Origin of the sequence: Paludibaculum fermentans, assembly GCF_015277775.1 — a bacterium.
GTDB lineage: Bacteria > Acidobacteriota > Terriglobia > Bryobacterales > Bryobacteraceae > Paludibaculum > Paludibaculum fermentans.
Map to the genome: position 1 here is coordinate 785,294 of NZ_CP063849.1, position 21,109 is coordinate 806,402.

The 21,109-nt window shown below is 62.4% G+C and carries 17 protein-coding genes; 8 read left to right on the forward strand and 9 right to left on the reverse strand.

Features of this window, described 5'->3' with window-relative positions:
* Positions 1–18: 18 nt before the first annotated feature.
* The 3 genes from IRI77_RS03175 to IRI77_RS03185 form a co-directional block, all read right to left on the reverse strand.
* Entirely contained in the window at positions 19–312 is a 294-nt protein-coding gene (locus IRI77_RS03175; protein ID WP_194450640.1) for a hypothetical protein, read from the reverse strand.
* Positions 313–415: 103 nt separating this feature from the next.
* Positions 416–1,219 (reverse strand): hypothetical protein, encoded by an 804-nt coding sequence (locus IRI77_RS03180; RefSeq protein ID WP_228486573.1) that lies wholly within the window; start codon positions 1,217–1,219, stop codon positions 416–418.
* Between the two features lie 98 nt (positions 1,220–1,317).
* Positions 1,318–1,857 (reverse strand): general stress protein, encoded by a 540-nt coding sequence (locus IRI77_RS03185; RefSeq protein WP_194450641.1) that lies wholly within the window; start codon positions 1,855–1,857, stop codon positions 1,318–1,320.
* Positions 1,858–2,071: 214 nt separating this feature from the next.
* Here IRI77_RS03185 and IRI77_RS03190 point away from each other — a divergent pair, with 214 nt between their 5' ends.
* A complete protein-coding gene (locus IRI77_RS03190; protein ID WP_194450642.1) occupies positions 2,072–2,209 on the forward strand; it encodes a hypothetical protein in 138 nt (45 codons plus the stop codon).
* On the opposite strand, the gene IRI77_RS03195 is transcribed toward IRI77_RS03190, so the two are convergent.
* Positions 2,206–2,418 (reverse strand): hypothetical protein, encoded by a 213-nt coding sequence (locus IRI77_RS03195; RefSeq protein WP_194450643.1) that lies wholly within the window; start codon positions 2,416–2,418, stop codon positions 2,206–2,208. The genes IRI77_RS03190 and IRI77_RS03195 overlap by 4 nt on opposite strands.
* Positions 2,419–2,709: 291 nt before the next feature.
* On the opposite strand from IRI77_RS03195, the gene IRI77_RS03200 reads away from it, so the two are divergent.
* Both IRI77_RS03200 and IRI77_RS03205 read left to right on the forward strand, forming a co-directional pair.
* Positions 2,710–4,281 carry an oleate hydratase gene (locus tag IRI77_RS03200; protein WP_194450644.1) on the forward strand — a complete coding sequence of 524 codons (1,572 nt, stop codon included), beginning with the start codon at positions 2,710–2,712 and terminating at the stop codon, positions 4,279–4,281.
* Between the two features lie 217 nt (positions 4,282–4,498).
* Positions 4,499–6,070 carry a sulfatase family protein gene (locus tag IRI77_RS03205; RefSeq protein WP_194450645.1) on the forward strand — a complete coding sequence of 524 codons (1,572 nt, stop codon included), beginning with the start codon at positions 4,499–4,501 and terminating at the stop codon, positions 6,068–6,070.
* Positions 6,071–6,183: 113 nt separating this feature from the next.
* Here IRI77_RS03205 and IRI77_RS03210 read toward each other — a convergent pair whose 3' ends face one another.
* The 5 genes from IRI77_RS03210 to IRI77_RS03230 all read right to left on the reverse strand — a co-directional run bounded on the left by IRI77_RS03210 (position 6,184) and on the right by IRI77_RS03230 (position 12,340).
* Positions 6,184–7,044 (reverse strand): universal stress protein, encoded by an 861-nt coding sequence (locus IRI77_RS03210; RefSeq protein WP_194450646.1) that lies wholly within the window; start codon positions 7,042–7,044, stop codon positions 6,184–6,186.
* A gap of 90 nt (positions 7,045–7,134) precedes the next feature.
* Complete coding sequence (locus tag IRI77_RS03215; RefSeq protein WP_194450647.1) at positions 7,135–7,437, reverse strand: TFIIB-type zinc ribbon-containing protein; 303 nt, start codon at positions 7,435–7,437, stop codon at positions 7,135–7,137.
* Positions 7,438–7,516: 79 nt separating this feature from the next.
* Positions 7,517–9,877, reverse strand: a complete 2,361-nt coding sequence (locus tag IRI77_RS03220; protein WP_194450648.1) for a phosphoketolase family protein — start codon at positions 9,875–9,877, stop codon at positions 7,517–7,519.
* Complete coding sequence (locus IRI77_RS03225) at positions 9,870–11,129, reverse strand: acetate/propionate family kinase (RefSeq protein WP_228486574.1); 1,260 nt, start codon at positions 11,127–11,129, stop codon at positions 9,870–9,872. The genes IRI77_RS03220 and IRI77_RS03225 overlap by 8 nt, the downstream gene beginning before the upstream one ends.
* Positions 11,126–12,340, reverse strand: a complete 1,215-nt coding sequence (locus IRI77_RS03230; protein ID WP_194450649.1) for a site-2 protease family protein — start codon at positions 12,338–12,340, stop codon at positions 11,126–11,128. The genes IRI77_RS03225 and IRI77_RS03230 overlap by 4 nt, the downstream gene beginning before the upstream one ends.
* Positions 12,341–12,651: 311 nt before the next feature.
* Between IRI77_RS03230 and IRI77_RS03235 the strand changes: the two genes are divergently transcribed.
* Genes IRI77_RS03235 through IRI77_RS03255 form a run of 5 tightly spaced genes read left to right on the forward strand, consistent with a single transcriptional unit; the run spans position 12,652 to position 21,098 of the window.
* Positions 12,652–13,038, forward strand: a complete 387-nt coding sequence (locus IRI77_RS03235) for a BlaI/MecI/CopY family transcriptional regulator (RefSeq protein WP_194450650.1) — start codon at positions 12,652–12,654, stop codon at positions 13,036–13,038.
* Positions 13,035–14,783, forward strand: coding sequence for a M56 and DUF3738 domain-containing protein (locus tag IRI77_RS03240; RefSeq protein ID WP_194450651.1), 1,749 nt, complete (start codon positions 13,035–13,037; stop codon positions 14,781–14,783). The genes IRI77_RS03235 and IRI77_RS03240 overlap by 4 nt, the downstream gene beginning before the upstream one ends.
* 33 nt (positions 14,784–14,816) lie before the next feature.
* Positions 14,817–17,930, forward strand: coding sequence for a TonB-dependent receptor (locus IRI77_RS03245; RefSeq protein WP_194450652.1), 3,114 nt, complete (start codon positions 14,817–14,819; stop codon positions 17,928–17,930).
* 3 nt (positions 17,931–17,933) lie between these two features.
* Complete coding sequence (locus tag IRI77_RS03250; RefSeq protein WP_194450653.1) at positions 17,934–19,994, forward strand: VWA domain-containing protein; 2,061 nt, start codon at positions 17,934–17,936, stop codon at positions 19,992–19,994.
* 45 nt (positions 19,995–20,039) lie between these two features.
* On the forward strand, positions 20,040–21,098 hold the full coding sequence (locus IRI77_RS03255) for a DUF2891 domain-containing protein (protein ID WP_228486575.1): 1,059 nt from the start codon (positions 20,040–20,042) through the stop codon (positions 21,096–21,098).
* Positions 21,099–21,109 lie beyond the last annotated feature (11 nt).

Below are 21,109 nucleotides of genomic sequence, written 5' to 3' on the forward strand. Positions count from 1 at the left end.
GCACTGCCAGGCTACCGGTCACTTCTGCGCGTCGTCGCCTGAATCCTCCGGCTGTACATCGTCTTCAGGGACTTCCCTCGTCTGTACCTCGGAGACATCGGGATCCGCAGCCGTTTCCACGCCCAGGAGGACCTCGGCCTCGAAGAACTGGCCCTCTTCCAGCAGTTCCGTCACGCTCTCCGATCCGGCCTCAGCGACATCCGGCAGGCCCTGCGTGTCTCCGGACTGTCCGGCTGATCCAGGACCGCCGCCCTTTTCCTTAACCAGGAACGTGGGGTAGGTCCTCGGAACTTCACTATTCTGCTTGCTCATGAAGATGTACCTGCACGCGATAGGCCTGATCGTTTGGAGGGCCCGGGAAGGGAAGGCCAAAGGGCGTTCCCGCCTGGGCCCTGGTCGAGGGGGCGGGCTTTATCTAGCGGCCAATGGCTGCATAAGCGGCAGCATGACTGACCTCTTCAACCCAGTAAGGCGGACGCCCGTAGTGGAAGTAGAGCCGGTTCTCATATTCGCGGTCAATCGGTACCGTGTCCAGGTACTCCGGACAGGTTTGTATGGCCTCGCGAGTAACGGCGACGAAGACCTTGGATTCCTCCCAACTCACCCGTTCGACCCACGCCGGCGAGAGAAGCACTTTCTTCCCCGGCCACCAGTTCTTCGTGGCCACCTCGAGGTAGCGGATCGCCCAGGCTTCGTCGTCGATAAGGAAACAGTCGACGTGGCCAATCTCACCGTCCTTTGCGTCAATCTGGTAGCCGGAGACGGCCTCCGTGCTGCGCAAGTGCGAATCGGTGGACTGGGTCTTGATCCGGTCGGCAAGAGCATTTTCACGCGACATCAGAGGGGGCTGGGCCGTCGGAAAGTACGAAGGGCCCCACATATAAGGACCATCCCAATAGTAGGGATAGCCGTAGTACCCGAAGTATTCTGCTTCGTGCTGTCGCGACACGGGTTTGTGTGTGTCGATCCCCGGCGCGTTCTCCACCTGTTTGCGGGTCAGCGACACATCGATCCGCCCGGCGTTCCAGTCAGTTTGCAGGATCGAGAGTGGCGAGATGAGGACCTTTCGCCCGTCCAGCCAGTTCGTCGTGTTTACTGTCAGATAGCGGACCGCCCAGATCTGGTCATCAAAATACAACTGGTCAATCGTTCCGATCTCGCCGTCTGTGGCGCGGATCACCAGGTTCTTCAGGTGTCTGTTGCTGGTTAGCATGGACATGGCCCTCCATGGGCCGCGGACTCAACACTTTGCCGGTCAGTTGCAGGTTTCCATCGCGATGGGGCGTCGTTTCGAACCGGAGCACGGGCGCCGATGGCTCAGCGAGCGCCTGCTGCCACGGCTTCGCAGGAGTGCATGGAATTACTCACCGGGCGAGTGGTCTCCAGGATGCTTCGGGCCTTGCCGGCTTCGGCGGCCGAGCCGTTGACCATCAGCAGGTATTTGTCCGTCTTCAGCGCCATTTCGTACTCAATCACGCTGTTCTTCGGGATGCCCATGCCGACAAGGCCCGCGCCAATGGCGCTGAGTCCGCCCACGACAACCGCGCCTTCCAGCGCCCCCACAATCCAAGCCACGATCGGACCGGCCACCAGGATTGGACCAATGCCCGGAATGGCAAAGAACGCTGAACCGAACAGCAAACCCCAGAAGCCCCCCCAAAACGCTCCGGTCTTGCCCCAATACTTCATGCGGTCGCCAGTGTTGTAGTAGCCCACTACGTGCTCATCGGTGTGCGTATCCTTGCCAATGATGGACAGGGCTCGCATGTCGATGCCTGCGCGCTGGAGTTCCCTGACGCCCAGTTCTGCTCCTTCGTGCGTGCCGTAGACGGCAACCACTGCGTTTGTATCTGACATGATCACTTCTCCTCTTATGTATGGTCTAAGTGCGATAAAAGTCCGAATCGCCCAACTGCCAGGGTTGCGCTGAGGCAACCGGAAGGCTTGCAGCCACAGCGGGATGGCTTCGTGCCCGAAGCCTGCGGCTGTAAGGTTCTCATGCCTCCTTTTTCGGCTGGGCGGAGTGCTTGTAAGCGTTCTGGGAATGCTCAAGGGCCTGCCTGGAGCGCTCGTGGCCAGTCAGATGGTCCTGTTTTTCGTGAGCCTCGGCAGCTACCAGGTGGGCGTGCGCGGCGGCATCGTGAAGTTCAGCCGCCTGTTGATGATGTTCGTTACTCGAGGTGTTGGGTTTGTGAGTGGACATGGTTAAAGGCTCTCGATCTGTCCGGATTTGTTGTGGGCTTCCTTGGCCAGCTCATAGGCGCGATCAGAGAATTCCTGTGCGCGTTGCATGTGCCAGTTGCCGGCCGGGTTATCGCCTTTTTCGTTGTGCTCGGAGGCGGTGCGATGGGAATGGGCCGCGAGTTCGTGTTGCCGGGCGGCTTCCCGGTGTAGCTGGTGAATAGTGTCTTGATTCATGGGCGTTTACGCCCCTGGTAGGAGCACGGGACCAGCCAAAGTCCCTGACGCGTCATTCCACAATCAGACACTGCCTTCCGCGGCGATTCGGCCTGGCGATGTTGGTGTAAGCGGCTTCGGCCGTCGGCTGAATGCAGTCATTTGACCGGATACGGTCAGGAAGGACAGCGCACCGAACGAGCAGTCGCGGTTGGCGGCCCGGCAATCCGGAGCTCATTGCCGAGGTCGGCTTTGGCCCGGCAGATGCAGTTCCTTGGCCATGACACTACTGACACTTAAATGGGAACGGTCATGACCACGAAACCGAGCGCGTACCTGGTTGGCGCAGGAATTGGTTCCCTTGCTGCCGCGGCGTTCATGATCCGGGATGGGGAAGTCCCCGGGGTGAACATCACGATTCTGGAAGCGTCTCCCATTGCCGGCGGAAGCCTGGACGGAGCCGGCAACGCTGAGGACGGATACTCGATGCGGGGTGGGCGGATGGTGACCACCGACAACTACGAATGTACCTGGGATCTGTACAAGTCGATACCGTCCCTGACGCGTCCAGGCCGGTCTGTGTTCGAAGAAACCCTCGAGTTCAACGAACGCCACAAATCGAACTCGATGGCGCGTCTGGTGGATCGGCGAAGGGCGAAAGTCCCAGTTGCCTCCATGGGATTCTCCATGCAGGATCGCCTGGAACTATTGAAACTCAGCCAGTCCAGCGAGGAGAGCCTGGGCGCCAGCCGCATTACCGACTGCCTGTCCCCCGGCTTCTTCGAGACGCCGTTCTGGTACATGTGGTCGACCACGTTCGCGTTTCAGCCCTGGCACAGTGCGGTGGAGTTCAAACGCTATCTGCTGCGTTTCGTACTGGAGTTCTCGCGCATAGAAACACTGGCCGGTGTCAAGAGGACCATTTATAACCAATATGACTCCATGGTTCTTCCTCTGCAGAAATGGCTCCTTGACCAGGGCGTCCACCTCATTCTTGACTGCAAAGTGACGGACATTCTGCACAAGACCGAGGACGGCAAGTTCACCGTCACCGGTTTGGAGTTTGAGCGGACAGGCGCGTGCGAAACGATTGCCGTGGCCGAGGGGGATCTTGTCTTCCTGCAAAACGGCTCGATGACGGACGCATCCAGCCTGGGCTCGATGACGAGTGCACCCGCCCAGTTGACCAAAGCGGATAGCGGCGGCTGGACGCTCTGGGAGCGTCTGGCCGAAGGGCGGCCGGAATTTGGCCGTCCCGCGGTCTTCAACAGTTCGATCGCACAGGCGTGGTGGGAGTCGTTCACGGTGACGCTGAAGGATCCGTCCTTCTTCCGCCAGATGACGCAGTTCAGTGGAAATGAGCCGGGCACCGGCGGCCTGGTGACCTTCAAGGATTCCAACTGGCTGATGTCCATCGTGCTGGCCTTTCAGCCGCACTTTGCGAACCAGCCCGCCGATGTCCAGGTGTTCTGGGGGTACTCGCTGTTTCCCGACCGTGTCGGCAACTTCGTACCGAAAGCGATGACGGACTGCAATGGAGCGGAGATCCTGCGGGAGTTGTGCGGTCATCTGCGGTTCGACCTGGAGACGATGGCGACGGCCAACTGCATTCCCTGCCGGATGCCGTATCTGACCAGCATGTTCATGCCGCGGGAGCCGGGCGACCGGCCATTGCCCGTGCCAGACGGTTCGAGGAATTTAGCCTTCGTCAGCCAGTTCGTCGAAATCCCGGAGGATGTGGTCTTCACCGTTGAGTACTCCATTCGAGCGGCTCAGATGGCTGTCTACGAATTGCTGGGTATTGAGCGAAAGGTGCCGGCCGTGACACCACACGCGAAGTCGCACCATGCGCAGTTTGATGCCTTCCTCAAGGCTTTCAGATAGGCAATAGCGAATTACCCGCCTCGCCCGGCAGAAAGCTGGCGGCCGGTGGTGGCGTCCATTCCGGAGAGCCTCCACAACGAGGCTAGTTAGGTTCGCGCAGCCTGCTGTAGCCGCGCTCGCATATGCTGCCGGGCGCTGCCGCAGGCAGGATTGTTCCAATCAGCCCAAGCCGCTTCGATATGATGGCCCGTGACAAGGCTACGCATATCGAGACCGCATGGACTGTAATCGACGAGACCTTCTGAAATCGCTGCCGGCCGCAGCTCTGGCCAAAGCCGGGCAGGCGCCGGTCCGGGGCGCCGCATCTGGAGAACGGCCGAACCTCCTGATTGTGATGGCGGACCAGCAGCGCGCGGGGTTGACGCGAGGCTCCGGGTTCGCGCAGGACACCATGCCGGCGCTGGACGGCCTGTCGGCGCGTGGGGTGAGCTTTGACCGGGCTTACACGACGGCCCCGTTGTGCGTGCCGGCTCGCATCAGCATGCTGACCGGACGCTGGCCGCATGCACACCGGGTCAGGCAGAACAGCGCGGCGAATGCCGCAACCTTCGATAAAGACTTGTTTCACGTTTGCCGGGATCTGGGGTATCGCACGGGCCTCTCAGGGAAGAATCATTCGCACCTGACTCCGGGACGAGTGGATCTCTGGCGTCCTTTCAGCCACCTGGATGGATGGTTGCCTGATCCCGCCCCGAAGGATCTCGTGGCCTTCGAACAGTGGATGAAGCACTTGAATCACGGGACCGGCCAGGAAGCCACTCCATTTCCCGTCGAGACGCAGTTTCCTTACCGCATCGTCTCCAGCGCAATCGACTTCATCGACACCGCGAAGGACGACCCGTTCGCGCTGTGGGTGAGCTTTCCGGAGCCGCACAATCCTTACCAGGTTCCGAAGCCGTACTTCGACATGTTTCCGCCGGAGCAGGTGCCGGCCCGGGATGTCGGCCTGGAGGCGCTGGCCTCGAAGAGCTTCCGGTGGCGCTGGCTGCGGCAGTTGGAAGAGCGCACCTATCCAGGCTATGCGGATCGCTGGCGGCGGACGAGATCGAATTACCTGGGCATGCTGCGGATGATCGACGACCAGGTTGCGCGGCTGCTGGGGCATCTCGAAGCGACGGGCAAGGCTCGGAACACGATCGTCCTGTACCTCGCCGATCATGGCGATTTCTTCTGCGACTACGGTCTGGAGAGGAAGGGCACCGAGCTGCCGGAAGTACTGACGCGGATCCCGATGTCCTGGTCCGGGTGGAACATCCGGCCGCAATCGAAACTGCCGGCCTTCGTGTCGACGGCGGACGTGCTGCCCACCCTGTGCGAAGCTATCGGAGCGGAGATCCCCTTCGGCTGCCAGGGCCGGAGTCTGTGGCCGATGCTCACCGGCCAGCCTTATCCAAAGAGCGAATTCGAGAGCATTTACTCGGAGGTCGGCTTCGGCGGGTTGAGCTACGGGCCGGGCGATGCGCTGCCACCCAACTCCGGGCGTGGCGGGGGTGGCGCGGACGCAATTCCGACTTACGACGAACTGAACCCGGTGACGCAAAGCGGAACCATGAAGATGGTTCGCATGGGTGACTGGAAGGTGGTGTTCGACTCCGAGGGTGGCGGGCAAATCTTCAACGTCGTTCGCGACCCGTATGAGTTGAAGAACCTGTGGGACGCTCCGGAGGCCGCCGGGATCAAGCCGCGGCTCTTGGCGGAACTGCTGCAGTGGACCATGCGAACCCAGGACGACCTGCCGCGAGCGGCGTATACGACGAAGCGGGCTCCGCACGGGTGGTATGCGCGGTAGGGTGGACCGGCGGGAGTCCAGTTAATTCCGTTGACGAGCGTTGGTCGCGGCTGCTTTCCAGGCGCTGTCCGGCCGGCGGGCCGGATGTTGTGTTGCCGTGCTGAGCCGCTGAGTCAGATGCTCAGCACCGGGCAGGGCGCCTCCCTCACAATCCCGTAGAGTTGCGAGAAGAGCTGGTTGAGCTTGTCATGGTCATGCCCGCGCCCGACGATGATGAGATCCGCCTTCCGTTTCAGTGCTTCCTGGCTCACTTGGGGCGCGGTTGCCCCCTCCAGTACAACCACTTCGGCGTCGATCGCCGCTTCTCGGATCATGCTGCGCAGTTCCAGGTCCGCGTTGTCCATCAGTTCTTTCCTGAACGCGGCGAAGTCGACTTCAAAGGACATGGGCGGGGTCTCGACCGCGTGCATGATCGAGAGTTTCGCATTGAATGCCAGGGCCAGGGTCGCGGCGGCCTTCAGGATCTCCGGGGTTTCCGGATCGAGACCGGCCGCGCACAGGATGGAGCGGCAGGGCAGGTGGTCTGCCGGTTTGCTGAGGGCTGCATGGACGCCGGTCCACACCGGACACTGCACATCGTGCAGCACCTTGGACGTCACCGATCCGAGCAGCAACCTGCGGAAGGTTCCGAGGCCCTTGGTCGGCATCATGACCAGATCGATCTCCGTGTGCTGGATGACACCGCGGATCACCGTGGCGGGGTCTCCGGTCTCCAGGAGTGTTTCCACGTTGGCAATGCCAGAGAAGTGGGCGGAGGCGAAGTCGCGAAGGCGATTTTCCTCCAGGTTGCGGAGGTTCTCCATGGATTCGGTGAGCGGGCCGGATTCGCCGGGAAAGTGCAGGCCGCCATCCAGGGCATGCAGCAGGATCAGGCGGGACGAAAAGCGCCGGGCTATGTCGTTGACATAGGGAATCAGGGCCTGGCAGTCTTCTGAGAAATCAAGCGGAAAGAGAAGTTTTTCGAAGTGGAGCATGATCGTACCTTCCTGGCGCAACGGCAGCGTCCCCCGGCTTGAGGGCTGGCCGGCCGCGGCGTTTTGCTGATTGATCTCGATGTCCAGCGGTTAGTGGAAGACACTAAAGAGGTTGGCAAGGAAGCCGCCCTCTTCCTTTTGGATGGCCTCCAGTTCACCTTTCTCCAGCCAGAAGCCTTCGCAGGCCGAGCATTTGTCGACGCGCACGGCGCCAACCGATATCTCCTGCAAGGGCTGGCCGCACTTCGGGCATTTCATGAAGTGCAGCTGCTTTTCGCGTTCGCGCGCTGCTTCCAGTTGTATGGCTTGATTCTCCTGGGCCGCCAGGTTGGTTCGCTCCACTTCCTGCAGCGCGAAGTAGGTTTGTTCATTCGAGAATGGGTCTTTTGGCATAGTTTCCTCTGAGATTGAGATCGATCAATTCCGCCGGAACTCCGCTACAGAGCCCGGAGCCGCCGCTGCCAGGACTGAATCAGCCGGGCCATTGCCAGCCGCGGATCTCCGGCATGTCCTCGCCGAACCGGTCGATGTACTGCTTGTGCTCAATGAGCTTCTCCCTGAGCTGGCGCTTGAGATAGGAGCCCTTCTCCCCGGTTTGCGGCAGACGGTCGATGGTGTCGATGACCAGGTGGAAGCGATCCAGGTCGTTCAGCACGGTCATGTCAAACGGAGTGGTGATGGTGCCTTCCTCCTTATAACCGCGGACGTGGATGTTGTCGTGGTTGGTGCGGCGGTAGGTCAGGCGGTGGATGAGCCAGGGGTACGCGTGAAAGGCGAAGATGACGGGCTTGTCCCGGGTGAAGAGCTCGTCGAACTCGATGTCGCTCAAGCCGTGTGGATGTTCGGTCTGCGGCTGGAGTTTCATGAGGTCGACGACGTTAACCACGCGGATCCTCAGCTCGGGCAGGTGGGTCCGCAGGATGGAGACGGCGGCCAGGGTTTCCAGCGTGGGCACGTCTCCGCAGCAGGCCATCACCACGTCGGGTGCGAGACCGTCGCCGGTGCTGGCCCATTCCCAGACACCGATGCCCTGGGCGCAGTGCCGGTCTGCCGCCTCCATGCTCAACCACTGCGGGGCGGGGTGTTTGCCGGCGATGACGACGTTGACGTAGTGGCGGCTGCGCAGGCAATGGTCCATCACCGAGAGCAGGCAGTTGGCATCCGGAGGAAGGTAGACCCGCACCACTTCGGCCTTCTTGTTCACGACGTGGTCGATGAACCCCGGGTCCTGGTGCGTGAAGCCGTTGTGGTCCTGGCGCCAGACGTGCGAGGCGAGCAGATAGTTGAGCGAGGCGATCTGGCGGCGCCAGGGCAGGTGGGCAGTGACCTTCAACCACTTGGCGTGCTGATTGAACATCGAGTCGATGATGTGGATGAAGGCTTCGTAGCAGTTGAACAGGCCGTGACGTCCGGTGAGCAGGTAGCCCTCCAGCCAGCCTTCGCATTGGTGTTCACTCAGCACTTCCATCACCCGTCCGGCGGGCGCGAGGAATTCGTCATTGGGCTTGGTGCCCGCATCCCATTGGCGGTTGGTGACTTCGAAGAGCGCTTCCAGCCCGTTCGAGAGCGTCTCGTCCGGACCGAAGATGCGGAAGTTGCGTTGCTCGGCGTTCGCGGTGGCCACATCGCGCAGGAAGCGGCCCAGGACGCGGGTGTCGCCGGGGCCCTTCACGCCGGGCGCCGGCACTTCGAAGGCATATTCGCGGAAATCCGGCATGCGGAGATCGTGCAGCAGCAGGCCGCCATTGGCGTGAGGATTCGCGCCCATGCGCCGTTCACCGTGAGGCGCAAGTTCGGCCAGTTCCGGCCTGAGCTTCCCCTGGTCATCGAAGAGCTCGTCCGGCCGGTAGCTCCTCAGCCAATCTTCCAGCAACTGGAGATGACCGGGGTGGGTGGCGGGATTGGAGAGCGGCACCTGGTGCGAACGGAAGGTCCCCTCCACCTGAAGTCCGTCGACGACCTTCGGGCCTGTCCAGCCCTTGGGCGAATTGAGGACGATCATGGGCCACGACGGCCGGCCGGTGATGCCTTCCACTCGCGCGTCGTATTGGATCTTTCTGATCTGTACGATCGCTGTGTCGAGCGCCGCGGCCATTGCCTGGTGCATGGGGGCGGGCTCATGGCCTTCGACGAAGATGGGCGTCCAGCCGTAGCCTCGGAATAGCTGCTCCAGTTCCTCGCGGGGGATGCGCGCCAGCAGGGTCGGATTGGAGATCTTGTAACCGTTCAGATGCAGGATGGGCAGGACGGCGCCGTCGGTGGCGGGATCGAGAAACTTGTTCGAATGCCAGGCCGTGGCCAGTGGGCCTGTCTCCGCCTCGCCGTCGCCCACGACACAGGCGACAACCAGTTGGGGATTGTCAAACACGGCTCCAAAGGAGTGACTGAGCGAGTAGCCCAGCTCACCGCCCTCGTGGATGGAGCCCGGGCATTCCGGCGAGGCGTGACTGGGGATGCCGCCGGGAAACGAGAACTGTGTGAAGAGCCTGCGCAGCCCGGCCTCGTCCTGACTGATATTCGGATAGATCTCGCTATAGGTGCCCTCCAGGTAGGTGTTGGCCACCACGGCCGGGCCGCCATGACCCGGACCGGAGATGTAGATCATGTCGAGGTCATATTTCCGGATCACGCGGTTCAGGTGCGCGTAGATGAAGTTCTGGCCGGGGGTTGTGCCCCAGTGGCCCAGCAGCATCCGCTTCACATCCGAGAGCACCAGGGGGCGTTTGAGCAGCGGGTTGTCGCAGAGGTACATCTGCCCGACGGACAGGAAGTTGGCGGCACGCCAATAGGCGTCGATACCGACTAGCGAAACAGGAGAGAGCAACTCATCCATTACAGGGCTCCTTGTGTATTCCAGCGCTCGATTCGGGCTCCGGCCGGGTATTGATCAGGCGCCGGACTTCACGAGCAATCATCAATTCTTCGTCGGTGGGGATCACTCGCACGGCCACCCGGCTTGCGTCATCCGAGATGAGCGGCGCGCTTACGGCGTTCCTGGCTTCGTCCAGCTCGATGCCCAGGAATTGAAGTCCCTGGCAGGCCCGAGATCGCACTTCACTTGTGTTTTCGCCGATTCCGCCGGCGAACACAAGCGTGTCCAGGCCGCCCAGGACTGCGGCGAAGCCTCCAATCCATTTGCGGGTCTGGTAGCAGAACAGCTCCACCGCCTCGGCGGCGCGCACATCACTCGCCTGCAGCGCCATCAGGTCCCGCATGTCGGAACTGGTCTCGGAGACGCCCAGCAGACCGCACTCGTAGTTGACGAGATGGTTGAATTGCTTCGAGGTCAAAGCTCCGGTTTGCATCAGGTACCAGGCGACACCAGGGTCGAGGTCGCCCGGACGAGTGCCCATGGGCAGGCCGGAGGCAGGAGTGAAGCCCATGCTCGTATCCACACTGTGGCCGTCACGCACCGCGGCCAGGCTTGCGCCATTGCCGAGATGGGCCAGGATCACGCGCCCGCGCGCCTGGTCAGGGCCGGCCACTCGAGCCAGTTCGTCCATCAGGAAGGTGTAGGAGAGCCCGTGGAAGCCATAGCGCTGAATGCCCATCGCCTCGAAGCGGCGCGGGATGGGCAGAAGGCGAGCGACTCGCGGCATGCCGGCGTGGAACGCGGTGTCGAAGCAGGCGACCTGGGCGAGGTCCGGATGACGGCGGGCGCAGGCTCCCATCAGTTCGATCTCGCGCGGCAAATGCTCCGGGTCGTATGGGGTGATGCTCCGCAGCTCCTCCAGCAATGCGCGGGTCACTCGGGTCGGCTGCGTGTAATGCATGCCGTGGACAACTCTGTGACCAATTGCCGCCAGCGTTTCGAAGGCGACGTGATCCTCCAGCCAATCGAGGATCGATTCCACCGCCGGCCGCTGATCGGCGGAGTCTAGCTCGAGGCGGCCCTTCCGATCGCGCGTGTCGTCGCGGAAGGTGAGTACCGTACCGCCGAGGCCGATGCGGTCGAGTTTCCCGTGCAGACTCCGGACTGGCGGATCGCCCGCGCTGAAAAGGGCGAACCGGATGCTGGACGAGCCGCCGTTGATCGTCAGCACGGAGGCGAGCGCCGGATTCGCAACTGAATTCGCGGGCATCATGCGATCTGCCTGGTTGTGGCGGGCCCCAATTCCTGCATGGTGCCCAGAAAACTAATCACGTCGTCGCGGCTCAACATGCCCACTACGAGGTCTCCTTCCATTACCGGGAGTTGATTGACTCCATCGCGATCCAGCAGTTGCAGTGCGGCCCACAGGTCCGTCCGCGGGCCGATGCTCTTCAGCTCCCGCATTGGGTGCATGACTGTGGCCGCGGTCGTACTGGCCCACTGGGAGCGTGGCACCTCTTTAATCCGGTGAAGCGTCATCATGCCGAGCGTCTGGCCGCCCTGGACAACCAGAAAACAGCGCCGGCCGCCGCCCAGGACGTGCTCATCTACAAGTTGCTGCAGTTTGATGTCAGGCGCAACGGAGGGGCAATGGCTGCTCATGGCTTGCGATGCCGTGTGTCCGGCGAGCAGGCCCTGAAACGCTACCTGGTGCACTTGCGCGGAGGCGGCGTTCTCGAGGAACCAGCCCACGAACGCGATCCAGAGTCCGCCCAGGTCGCCGGAGAGCGCGCGCCAGACACCGCTGAAGATGAACAGGAAGCCGAAGAATCGACCAGTATTGGCGGCAATGAGCGTGGCTCTCCGCATATCCTTAGTAGCGGCCCAGACGATGGACCGGAAGACTCGTCCTCCATCCAGGGGAAATCCGGGAATCAGGTTGAAGACCGCCAGGGCGAGATTGATGTAGGCGAGGTATTTCACCAGGCCCAGCAGCGGCTCGATGCCGGCGAGCGCCGGCTGCAGCACGTTGAAGAGCAGCGCGAGGGCGAGACTGACCGCCGGTCCGGCAATGGCGATCAGAAACTCCGCCTTAGGCGTCAGTGGTTCCGCGCCGATCTGGGCCACTCCGCCGAAGATGAACAGCGTGATGCTGCGCACGGGGATGTTGGATCGCAACGCAACAAGCGCATGCCCCAACTCGTGAAGTAGAACACTGGCGAACAGCAGCAGGGCGGTTGCGGCGCCGGTCACCCAGTACATCGCAGGGGTCCAGTGCGGGAACTCCTTTGGATAATAGTTGCCGGCCAGCATCCACGTGAGCAGGCCGAAGATGAGGAACCAGGAGTAGTCGAGATTTATGGGGATCCCCAGGATCCGGCCCAACGGAACCGTTGCCCGGGCCATCGGATTGCCCTGCTGGAGTCTCTTCTTCCAGGCGAGGGAGCCTCCGGAGTCATCTCCTCCGCGAGTCAGGCCGGCCATGGGAGTGCCTGCGGGTGATTGGTGACAGCGGACGGACTGCTGCTGCGGCCTGTGATCGTCATCGGAGTCATGGCTATCCCAAGACATGCACGAAGAGTGCCAACCCGTTGAGCTTTCGATCCCCTGCGGGTTGATTGGTCTCAAGGGGGTAGCCGGTCTCTCACTGTGGCCGAGGGGGGTAACGCTATGTGGTCAGGTGGCAACAGGCGGTCACGAAGAGTCCGCATTGGTCTCCGAATGTAAAAAGATCAAAGGGTATTGTCAGTGAAACACAGCCATAGTAGAATCACAAACAGGCATAGTAGATCACCATGGCACTCCCCAAGCTGACGAAACTGGAACTTCAAATCATGGAGGCTCTCTGGAACAGGGGCTCCCTGTCGATCCGCGAGATCCAGGAGGCCTTTCCCGATGATGGCCGCCCGGCCTACACCACGATCCAGACGACGGTTTACCGATTGGAGACAAAGAAGGCGCTACGGCGGGTCAAGAAGATCAGCAACGCGCACATCTTCGAGGCAGTGATCGCCCGCGATGCCGCACAAGGCAAGTTGATCGATGAGCTGTTGAGTCTGTTCGGAGGCAGGTCGCAGCCCCTGATGGCTCATCTGGTGGAGACGGGCAAGCTGACGTTGGAAGATGTGGCGGAAGCGGAAGGGTTGCTGCGGAAGCTGGCTGGAAAGGAAAAGGCGAAATGATGCTGGGAGAGCTGTCTCCGGTTGCCAATCACCTGTGGCAATCGACTGTTTTCGCTGCTGCAGCCTGGGCGGCTGCGGTCACGCTTCGGCGCAACCGGCCTCAGTTGCGGTACGGTGTGTGGCTGGCCGCTTCACTGAAATTCCTGATGCCCTTCTCACTATTGGTGGGCGCCGGGAGCAGGCTTCACTGGACCGAGGCTCCTCCGGTGGCCGCCCCGGTTTCGTCGGCCATCCGGCAGATTGGCCAGCCGTTTGAGGCCCTGCCGTTCATGAGCGCCGTGAGTGTATCCACTCCTGGCCGGGACGCCTGGAATCCGGAGACCTTGCTCATATGCTTATGGATACTGGGCGCTGTGTGCGTTCTCAGCCAGCGTTGGTTCCGCTGGCGCAGCATTCGATTGGCGTTGGCGTCGGCTTCCCCCGTGCCTATTGCGGGTCCGGTTCCGATTCTGTCTTCTCCTGCCCGGCTGGAGCCCGGCGTGTTTGGAATTCTGCGGCCCGTCCTGTTGCTGCCTGAAGGCATCGGAGAGCGGCTGGCGCCCGCGCAACTGCAGTCGATTCTTGAGCATGAGTTCTGCCACGTCAGGCGGCGCGATAACCTCACAGCCGCCCTGCACATGCTGGTGGAGACCATTTTCTGGTTCCATCCCCTGGTGTGGTGGATTGGAGCACGCCTGGTGCAGGAGCGGGAAAACTGCTGCGACGCCGAAGTGCTGTCGACGGGTAGTGAGCCGGAAGTCTATGCGGCGGGCCTTCTCAACGTCTGCCGGCACTACCTGGAGTCGCCGTTGGCGTGCGCTTCCGGTGTGACGGGGGCGGACCTGAAGAAGCGGGTGGAGGCGATCATGACCTACCGTAGAGCGCACCGGCTGAGCCTGGCCCGAAAGCTGATGCTGGGTGTCGCTGGCGTGGCTGCCGTCGCCGGCCCCCTGCTGGTGGGCGCGCTGAGCGTTCCCGCGAGCTTCGCACAGCCAGGAAATGACGCAGGGTCCTTTGAAGTTGCCTCGATCAAACCTACCGATCCCGCTTCACGCGGCATTCGCCTGGGCCTGCTGCCGGGCGGCGGGTTGCGCTGCCAGAATGTCCGATTGAGGCAGTTGATTGAATTTGCCTACGAAGTTCAACCGTTCCAGATCTCCGGCGGGCCGGACTGGCTGAACGATCGTGGGTTCGACATTGTAGCGAAAGCGCCGCGATCGGCCGAGGCCATTGATCTGGAGCAGCTGAACTTTGCACAGCAGAAGTCCCTGGAAGTCCTGGTCCGGCAGCGGACACGGTCCCTGCTGGCCGAGCGGTTCCAACTGACGATCCATCGGACGACGAAAGAGATGCCGGTTTACTCGTTGGTGACGGTGAAGGGCGGCGCGAAGCTGAAGGCCGCTGACGGCGCAGAAGGCAACAAGCAGCAGATGCGGGGGAATCCCGGGCGATTGATCGGACAGAATATGGGGCTCGACTCACTGGCCAACCACCTGTCGCGACTGCTGAGCCGTCCGGTGATCGATCGGACCGGGCTGGCCGGCCGCTTCAATTTCGAACTGGAGTGGACCCCGGATCGTGAGATGGAAGGGGGGCCACGTGGGCCGGGCCCAGCAGACAAGGCCGCTACGGCGGCGGCTCCTGACCCGACAGGTCCTTCCCTCTTCACGGCGTTGCAGGAGCAATTGGGGTTGAAACTGGAGTCGACCAAAGGACCCGGGGAGATCGTCGTGATCGACCGGGCAGAGAAGCCGTCGGAAAACTAGCCACCACCCGGACATTTTGGGGCGGGCCTATCTATGAAGATCCACACAATGCCAAGGGTGTGCGCGCTGATCCCCCTCTTCCTGGCGGCGATGCTCGCGGCCGGGCAGCGGGGCATCGTAAAGTTCAATGGCCAGCCTGTGCCTGGAGCCAGCGTCACGGTCCTGCTGGACGGCCGATCCGCCACCGTTGCGACCGGTGCGGATGGAACCTACGAGCTGACGAACCTGGCCGAGGGTGAATACCTGTTCAGAGTGGAGATGCCGGGTTTCGCCACAGTGGAGGCAGCCGGAAGGGTCCCTGGCAGTGTGGCCGTGCGGGAATGGGTGTTGGAGATGCTTCCCCTGGCGTCGATGCCCACGAAGAGTGACCCGCGCTCAAACTCCGCGACCGTCCCGGCGTCGGTTCCGGTGGCTGTGCCGCGAGGCAAAGCGTCTCAGGGGAAGCCGTCCACCACCCAGGCACCCTTCCAGAGGACGGAGCTCACCGCAGCTGGCGGAAGCGCCCAGACCGGTGCCGCGCAGCCTGACGCCAGTGGGGCATTTGAGAGCACGGATGCAGCGGAACTCCGCCGCCGCGCCGCGTATGGGTTCCTTGTGAATGGATCGGCCAACAACGGCGCGAGCTCGCCGTTCGGCCAGGCTCCGTCTTTCGGCAATCAGCGCCGGGGACCGGGATCACAGTACAACGCGAATCTGGGCTTCACCCTGGGCAATGCGGCGTTGGATGCGAGGCCCTACTCGTTGACGGGGCAGGGCGCGCCCAAGCCGGACTACACCCGTACACAGGCAATGCTGTCGTTCGGGGGCCCGTTGAAGATCCCGCGCCTATTGCCCCACAACGGGCCAAACCTGACCTTGAACTACCAGTGGTTACGCAGCTCCACTGTCACCGCGCAGAGTGGACTCGTGCCCACAGCGGCGGAGCGCATGGGCGATCTCTCGCAGCTTTCGAAGCCCTTCTTCGACCCGTTGAGTGGCGCGCCGTTCCCGGGGCAGCGTATTCCAGCGAACCGGCTCAGCCCCCAGGCCGAGTCCCTGCTGGCGCTTTATCCGCTGCCGAACTTCCCGAACGCCGGGCGATACAACTATCAGGCGCCCCTTGCCGTGGAGACTCATGACGACAATCTGCAGGCGCGCTTCCAGCAGCGGATCCGTCAGAGAGACCAGTTGTTCGGGAGCTACGACTATGCAAGCACCCGAACCGACGCGTCCAGCCTGACCGGTTTCCTGGACAAGACGAACTTAGTGGGGATGAGCGCCGCCATCAACTGGGCACACTCGTTCTCGCCGGTCTTTCGGGTGGTCGCGGGTGCTCAGTACAGCCGTCTGGATACGGGAGTCCAGCCGCACTTCGCTGGGCGGCGAAACGTCTCCGGTGAGGCCGGCATCGCGGGCAACGATCAGTCGACGGCAAACTGGGGGCCGCCCACGCTCACGTTTTCCAGCGGCTTGGCTGCGCTCACGGATGCCCAGAATGGGCTGACGCGAAACAGGACCGCCGGCGTGTCAGTGGACTTCGGCAGAAACCGGGCGGCGCACAGCCTGGCTTTCGGCGGACTCTGGCGGCGCCAGCAATTCAACCTGCTGGCGCAGGAGAATCCACGCGGGACGCTCGCGTTTACGGGCGCCGCGACGCAGCAGATGGTGAATGGCTCTGCCTTGCCCGGGACCGGATCGGATCTTGCTGGTTTCCTTTTGGGGATCCCCGACACCATCGCGCTTGCGCGAGGCAATGCGGACAAGTACCTGCGTGCGCCAACCGCGGCGGTCTACTTCACTGACGATTGGAGACTGAACCCCAGGCTTTCACTCAGCCTGGGCGCGCGCTGGGAGTACAGTGGCCCGGCCGTTGAACGATACGGCCGCCTGGTGAATCTCGACATTTTACCGGGCCTCGGTGCGGCGGCTCCGGTGGTCGCCACCGAGCCTACCGGTCCATTGACGGGACAGCGGCTGCCTGGTTCGCTCATCCGGCCAGACCGGAATAATCTTGCTCCGCGATTGGGCTTTGCCTGGCGGCCCCTGGCGGCATCCTCCATGGTCGTGCGCGGCGGGTATGGCGTGTACTTCGATACGTCGATCTACCAGGCGATGGCGACGCAGATGGCGCAACAGCCTCCGCTCTCCATCAGTTTCCAGGTCGCCAACCGCCGTGAGAACCCGCTCAATCTGGCGAATGCGTTCAGCTCCGCAGCCGCGTCGGCGCGGAATTCCTATGCGGTCGATCCCGATCTGCGCACGGGGTATGCGCAGAACTGGAACCTCTCGGTGCAGAGGGACCTGCCGGGCAGTCTTGTCGTCATCGCGGCCTATCAGGGTGGAAAGGGGACTCGGGCGCAACAGCAGATTCTGCCCAACACCGTGCCCACGGGTGCGGCCGACCCATGTGCGGCCTGCCCGCGTGGATTCACATACCTCATGTCGAACGGGAACTCGATCCGGCATGCCGCGTCTGTCGATTTGCGCCGCAGATTGCGGAGTGGGTTCACGGCCTCCGCGCAGTACACTTTCTCGAAGTCGATCGACAATGCTTCCCTGGGCGGGCGGAATCAGTCCGGCGCACTGATTGCCCAGAACTGGCTGGATTTGCGGGCGGAAAGGGCGCTCTCCAATTTCGATCAACGCCACATCCTGAGCGGCTCGGTGCAGTACACAACCGGCATGGGCTTACGGGGCGGTGCGCTATCCGGGGGCAGGAAGGCGAGGCTGGTGAAGGAATGGACGGTCAGCACCCAGTTGACGGCGGGCAGCGGACTGCCCCTGACGCCCGTGTACTTCACTGTGGTTGACGGTACCGGGGTCACGGGCAGTGTCCGGCCTGATTACACGGGATTAGCCCTGTACGATGCTCCACCGGGCCTCGCGTTGAATCCCGCTGCCTATGCTGCGCCTGCCGCCGGGCATTGGGGCAACGCCGGGCGAAACACCATCTCCGGTCCATCCCAGTTCACCCTGAATGCGGCGGTCAACCGGAATTTTCCTTTCGGCGACCGCTGGAGCCTGGACGTCCGTGTCGACGCCTTCAACGCCTTGAATCACCCGGTGTTTCCCAGTTGGGTTACGACGGTAACCAGCTCACAGTTCGGATTGGCCAATACTGCGGATCCGATGCGGACCCTGCAGACCGTGGTGCGACTGAGGTTTTAGCAAATGCTTCGTCCTTTGATCCTCGCGCTTCTGATTGTGTCTGCCTCCAGCGCCCAGCCGCCTGTCGACGAGACTCCTACGTTCAGGACCTCGACACAGTTGGTGGTGGAAACAGTGACGGTTCGCGATGGAAAGGGACGCTCGATCGAGAATCTCACCGCCAAAGACTTTACCGTGCTCGAGGATGGCAAGCCGCAGAGAATCGCCTTCGCCGAGTATCAGAAGCTGCCGGAGGAGGGGCAGGGTGAGCCGGCGGAGCTCTCAGTTCGCGCCAGCGTCGTGCCGCGGCTGACACGCACCCAGATTGCAGCAGAGCGGCCCGGTGAGGTCCGGTATCGTGACCGGCGCCTGCTGGTACTGTATTTCGACACGACAGCGATGCCGGCGCCAGACCAGATCCGCGCCCTGCAGGCGGCTCAGCGGTTCGTCCGCACGAAAATGACCTCTTCCGACCTGTTGGCCGTCATGATGTATTCAGGCGGAGCTGTCCAGGTATTGGAGGACTTCACAGCCGATCGCGACCACCTGCTCACCACCCTGCAGACGTTGATCGTCGGGGAAGAAGAGTGGGCTGTGGCGGCCCAGCCAGGAGCCTCGGATACCGGCGCCGCTTTCGGGCAGGATGACAGCGAGTTCAATCTGTTCAATACAGACCGGCAGTTATCCGCTCTGCAGACCGCGGCCGCCATGCTGGGCCGTTTGAGCGAGAAGAAGGCGCTCATCTACTTCGCCAGCGGGCTGCGCCTGAATGGCGTGGATAACCAGGCGCAGTTGCGGGCCACACTGAACGCGGCGATTCGTGCCGGAGTGAGCTTTTGGCCGGTGGATGCCCGGGGGCTTGCCGCACAGGCTCCACTGGGAGATGCCGCCCACGGTTCTCCCGGCGGGATTGGTGTGTACAGCGGCACCACGGCGGCGGCGATCACCTCAAGCTTCGAGGGATCGCAGGACACACTGTATGCCCTGGCGGCGGACACCGGCGGCAAAGCGTTGCTCGACTACAACGACCTGACACGCGGCATCACGGAAGCCCAGAGCGCCGGATCCAGCTACTACCTGATTGGCTACTACACCTCAAACGAGGCGCTGGACGGCAGGTTTCGCCGCGTGAAGATCACCCTGAACGGCGGACTGCAGGCGAGCCTCGACTACCGCAAGGGCTACTACGCCGGTAAGCAATTCGGCCGGTTCACCGCCGCTGACAAGGAACGCCAACTGGAGGATGCCCTCCTGCTGGGGGACCCGATTACGGAGCTCACAATTGCCATGGAGGTGAACTACTTCCAACTGAATCGGGCGGAGTATTTCGTGCCCATCGCCGTGAAGATCCCGGGTAGCGAACTGGCCCTCGCCAAACGGCGCGGGGCGGAGCACACAGCGATCGACTTCATTGGGGAGATCAAGGAGGGATCCACCACGGTGGCGAATGTGCGCGACAAGGTCGACATCAAATTGAGCGGAGCGACCGCTACCGAGCTCTCGCGGCGCGCCATCGCCTACGATACCGGCTTCACCCTGCTGCCCGGCCAGTACACGTTGAAGTTCCTGGCGCGTGACGCGGAGACGGGGCGAATCGGCACCTATTTGACGACTTTCGTAATCCCCAACCTGAACAAGGAGGACGTGCGGCTGCCCATCAGCTCTGTTGTGCTCAGTAACCAGTCGGTTCCGCTGGAGGAGGCCCTCTACAGTGTAGGCAAGAGCGCCGCGCAGACGTTCAGCCCGCTGGTGCAGGGCGGGGAAAAGCTCATTCCCAGCGTCACTCGTGTATTCTCGCGGAGCCGGGAGATGTTCGTTTACCTGCAGGCCTACCAGCAAGGGGCCAGTGAGCCACAACCTGTGATGGCATTCGTGACGTTCTATCGCGGGCCGTCAAAGGTCTTTGAGACCCCGCTGATGCGAGCTTCGGAAGGGCTGAACAACAGGCTGAATACAATCCCGCTGAAACTTCGCTTTGCCATTGACCGGCTGGAGCCGGGCGAGTACACCTGCCAGACGACCGTGCTCCACCCCGACGGGAGGAAGGCTGCATTCTGGCGGACCCAGGTGATGGTCATTCCTTAGCACCCCTCGATGGAACCCTCTTCCCACCCGCTATTCTGGGAGAACATGCGGATACTGCTGCTTGGGATTTGGCTGGCCGGAGGGTTGATGGCTGAGACTGTGTTTGATGCCGCGGCTGCCGGGAGGTTCGCGAAACTGGCCCTGGACTGCGTCCACTCCGAGTATCCGAATAAGATCGCACACTCCTTGAGTTCCGATGCGGATGTAAAGCCTCCTCGTGAACTGACGCCCGCCTTTTATGGCTGTTTCGATTGGCACTCCTGCGTACACGGACACTGGCTGCTGGTGCGGCTGGCGCGGCAGTTCCCGCGAGCCGGGTTTGCGGCCCAGGCTCGAATGGCTGTGGGGCAAAGCCTGACTCCGGAGAACATCGCGCAGGAGGTGCGGTATCTGAACGCCCCAGGGCGCGGGACGTTTGAGCGGCCCTACGGGCTGGCCTGGCTGCTGCAATTGGCGGCGGAGCTGCATGAATGGGATGATCCGGACGCCCGGCGCTGGGCCGCCAATCTGAAGCCGCTGGAACAGGCTGCCACGGTGAAGCTGGGTTCGTGGCTGCCCAAACTGGCCTGGCCGATCCGGACAGGCGAGCACAATAACACGGCGTTCTCGTTGGGACTGATGATTGACTACGCCCGGGTGACTGGAAACTCGGAGTTTGGGCGCCTGGTGGAGTCACGGGCCCGCGAGTATTACCTGAAGGACAAGGCGTGTCCGGTAGCGTATGAACCTTCGGGCGAGGATTTTCTATCGCCATGCCTGGCGGAGGCCGATGTCGTGCGCAGAATCCTGCCGGCGCGAGAGTTCGCTGCCTGGCTGACCGCCTTCCTGCCGCGGATCGAGATGGAACCTACCGTCGTCACCGACGTGACCGACGGGAAGATGTGGCATCTGGCCGGCCTGAATTTGAGCCGGGCCTGGATGCTGGAGGGCATTGTGTCGCGGCTGCCGGCGGCGGATCCGCGCCGCAAGCCGCTCAGCGCCCTCTCGGGCCGGCTCAAACAGGCGGGGCTGGCCAGCATCACGGGTGAACACTATGAAGGCGGCCATTGGCTGGGCAGCTTTGCGGTTTACCTGGTGAGCGGCCGGGGCCTGAGTTCCAAGTGAAGCAGGTGTCT

Coding starts and splice junctions, on each gene's coding strand:
- IRI77_RS03175 (WP_194450640.1), bottom strand. CDS start 312: ATGAGCAAGCAGAATAGTGAAGTTCCGAGGACCTACCCCACGTTCCTG.
- IRI77_RS03245 (WP_194450652.1), top strand. CDS start 14,817: ATGAAGATCCACACAATGCCAAGGGTGTGCGCGCTGATCCCCCTCTTC.
- IRI77_RS03185 (WP_194450641.1), bottom strand. CDS start 1,857: ATGTCAGATACAAACGCAGTGGTTGCCGTCTACGGCACGCACGAAGGA.
- IRI77_RS03180 (WP_228486573.1), bottom strand. CDS start 1,219: ATGTCCATGCTAACCAGCAACAGACACCTGAAGAACCTGGTGATCCGC.
- IRI77_RS03205 (WP_194450645.1), top strand. CDS start 4,499: ATGGACTGTAATCGACGAGACCTTCTGAAATCGCTGCCGGCCGCAGCT.
- IRI77_RS03210 (WP_194450646.1), bottom strand. CDS start 7,044: ATGCTCCACTTCGAAAAACTTCTCTTTCCGCTTGATTTCTCAGAAGAC.
- IRI77_RS03230 (WP_194450649.1), bottom strand. CDS start 12,340: ATGGCCGGCCTGACTCGCGGAGGAGATGACTCCGGAGGCTCCCTCGCC.
- IRI77_RS03215 (WP_194450647.1), bottom strand. CDS start 7,437: ATGCCAAAAGACCCATTCTCGAATGAACAAACCTACTTCGCGCTGCAG.
- IRI77_RS03200 (WP_194450644.1), top strand. CDS start 2,710: ATGACCACGAAACCGAGCGCGTACCTGGTTGGCGCAGGAATTGGTTCC.
- IRI77_RS03255 (WP_228486575.1), top strand. CDS start 20,040: ATGCGGATACTGCTGCTTGGGATTTGGCTGGCCGGAGGGTTGATGGCT.
- IRI77_RS03220 (WP_194450648.1), bottom strand. CDS start 9,877: ATGGATGAGTTGCTCTCTCCTGTTTCGCTAGTCGGTATCGACGCCTAT.
- IRI77_RS03225 (WP_228486574.1), bottom strand. CDS start 11,129: ATGATGCCCGCGAATTCAGTTGCGAATCCGGCGCTCGCCTCCGTGCTG.
- IRI77_RS03250 (WP_194450653.1), top strand. CDS start 17,934: ATGCTTCGTCCTTTGATCCTCGCGCTTCTGATTGTGTCTGCCTCCAGC.
- IRI77_RS03240 (WP_194450651.1), top strand. CDS start 13,035: ATGATGCTGGGAGAGCTGTCTCCGGTTGCCAATCACCTGTGGCAATCG.
- IRI77_RS03195 (WP_194450643.1), bottom strand. CDS start 2,418: ATGAATCAAGACACTATTCACCAGCTACACCGGGAAGCCGCCCGGCAA.
- IRI77_RS03235 (WP_194450650.1), top strand. CDS start 12,652: ATGGCACTCCCCAAGCTGACGAAACTGGAACTTCAAATCATGGAGGCT.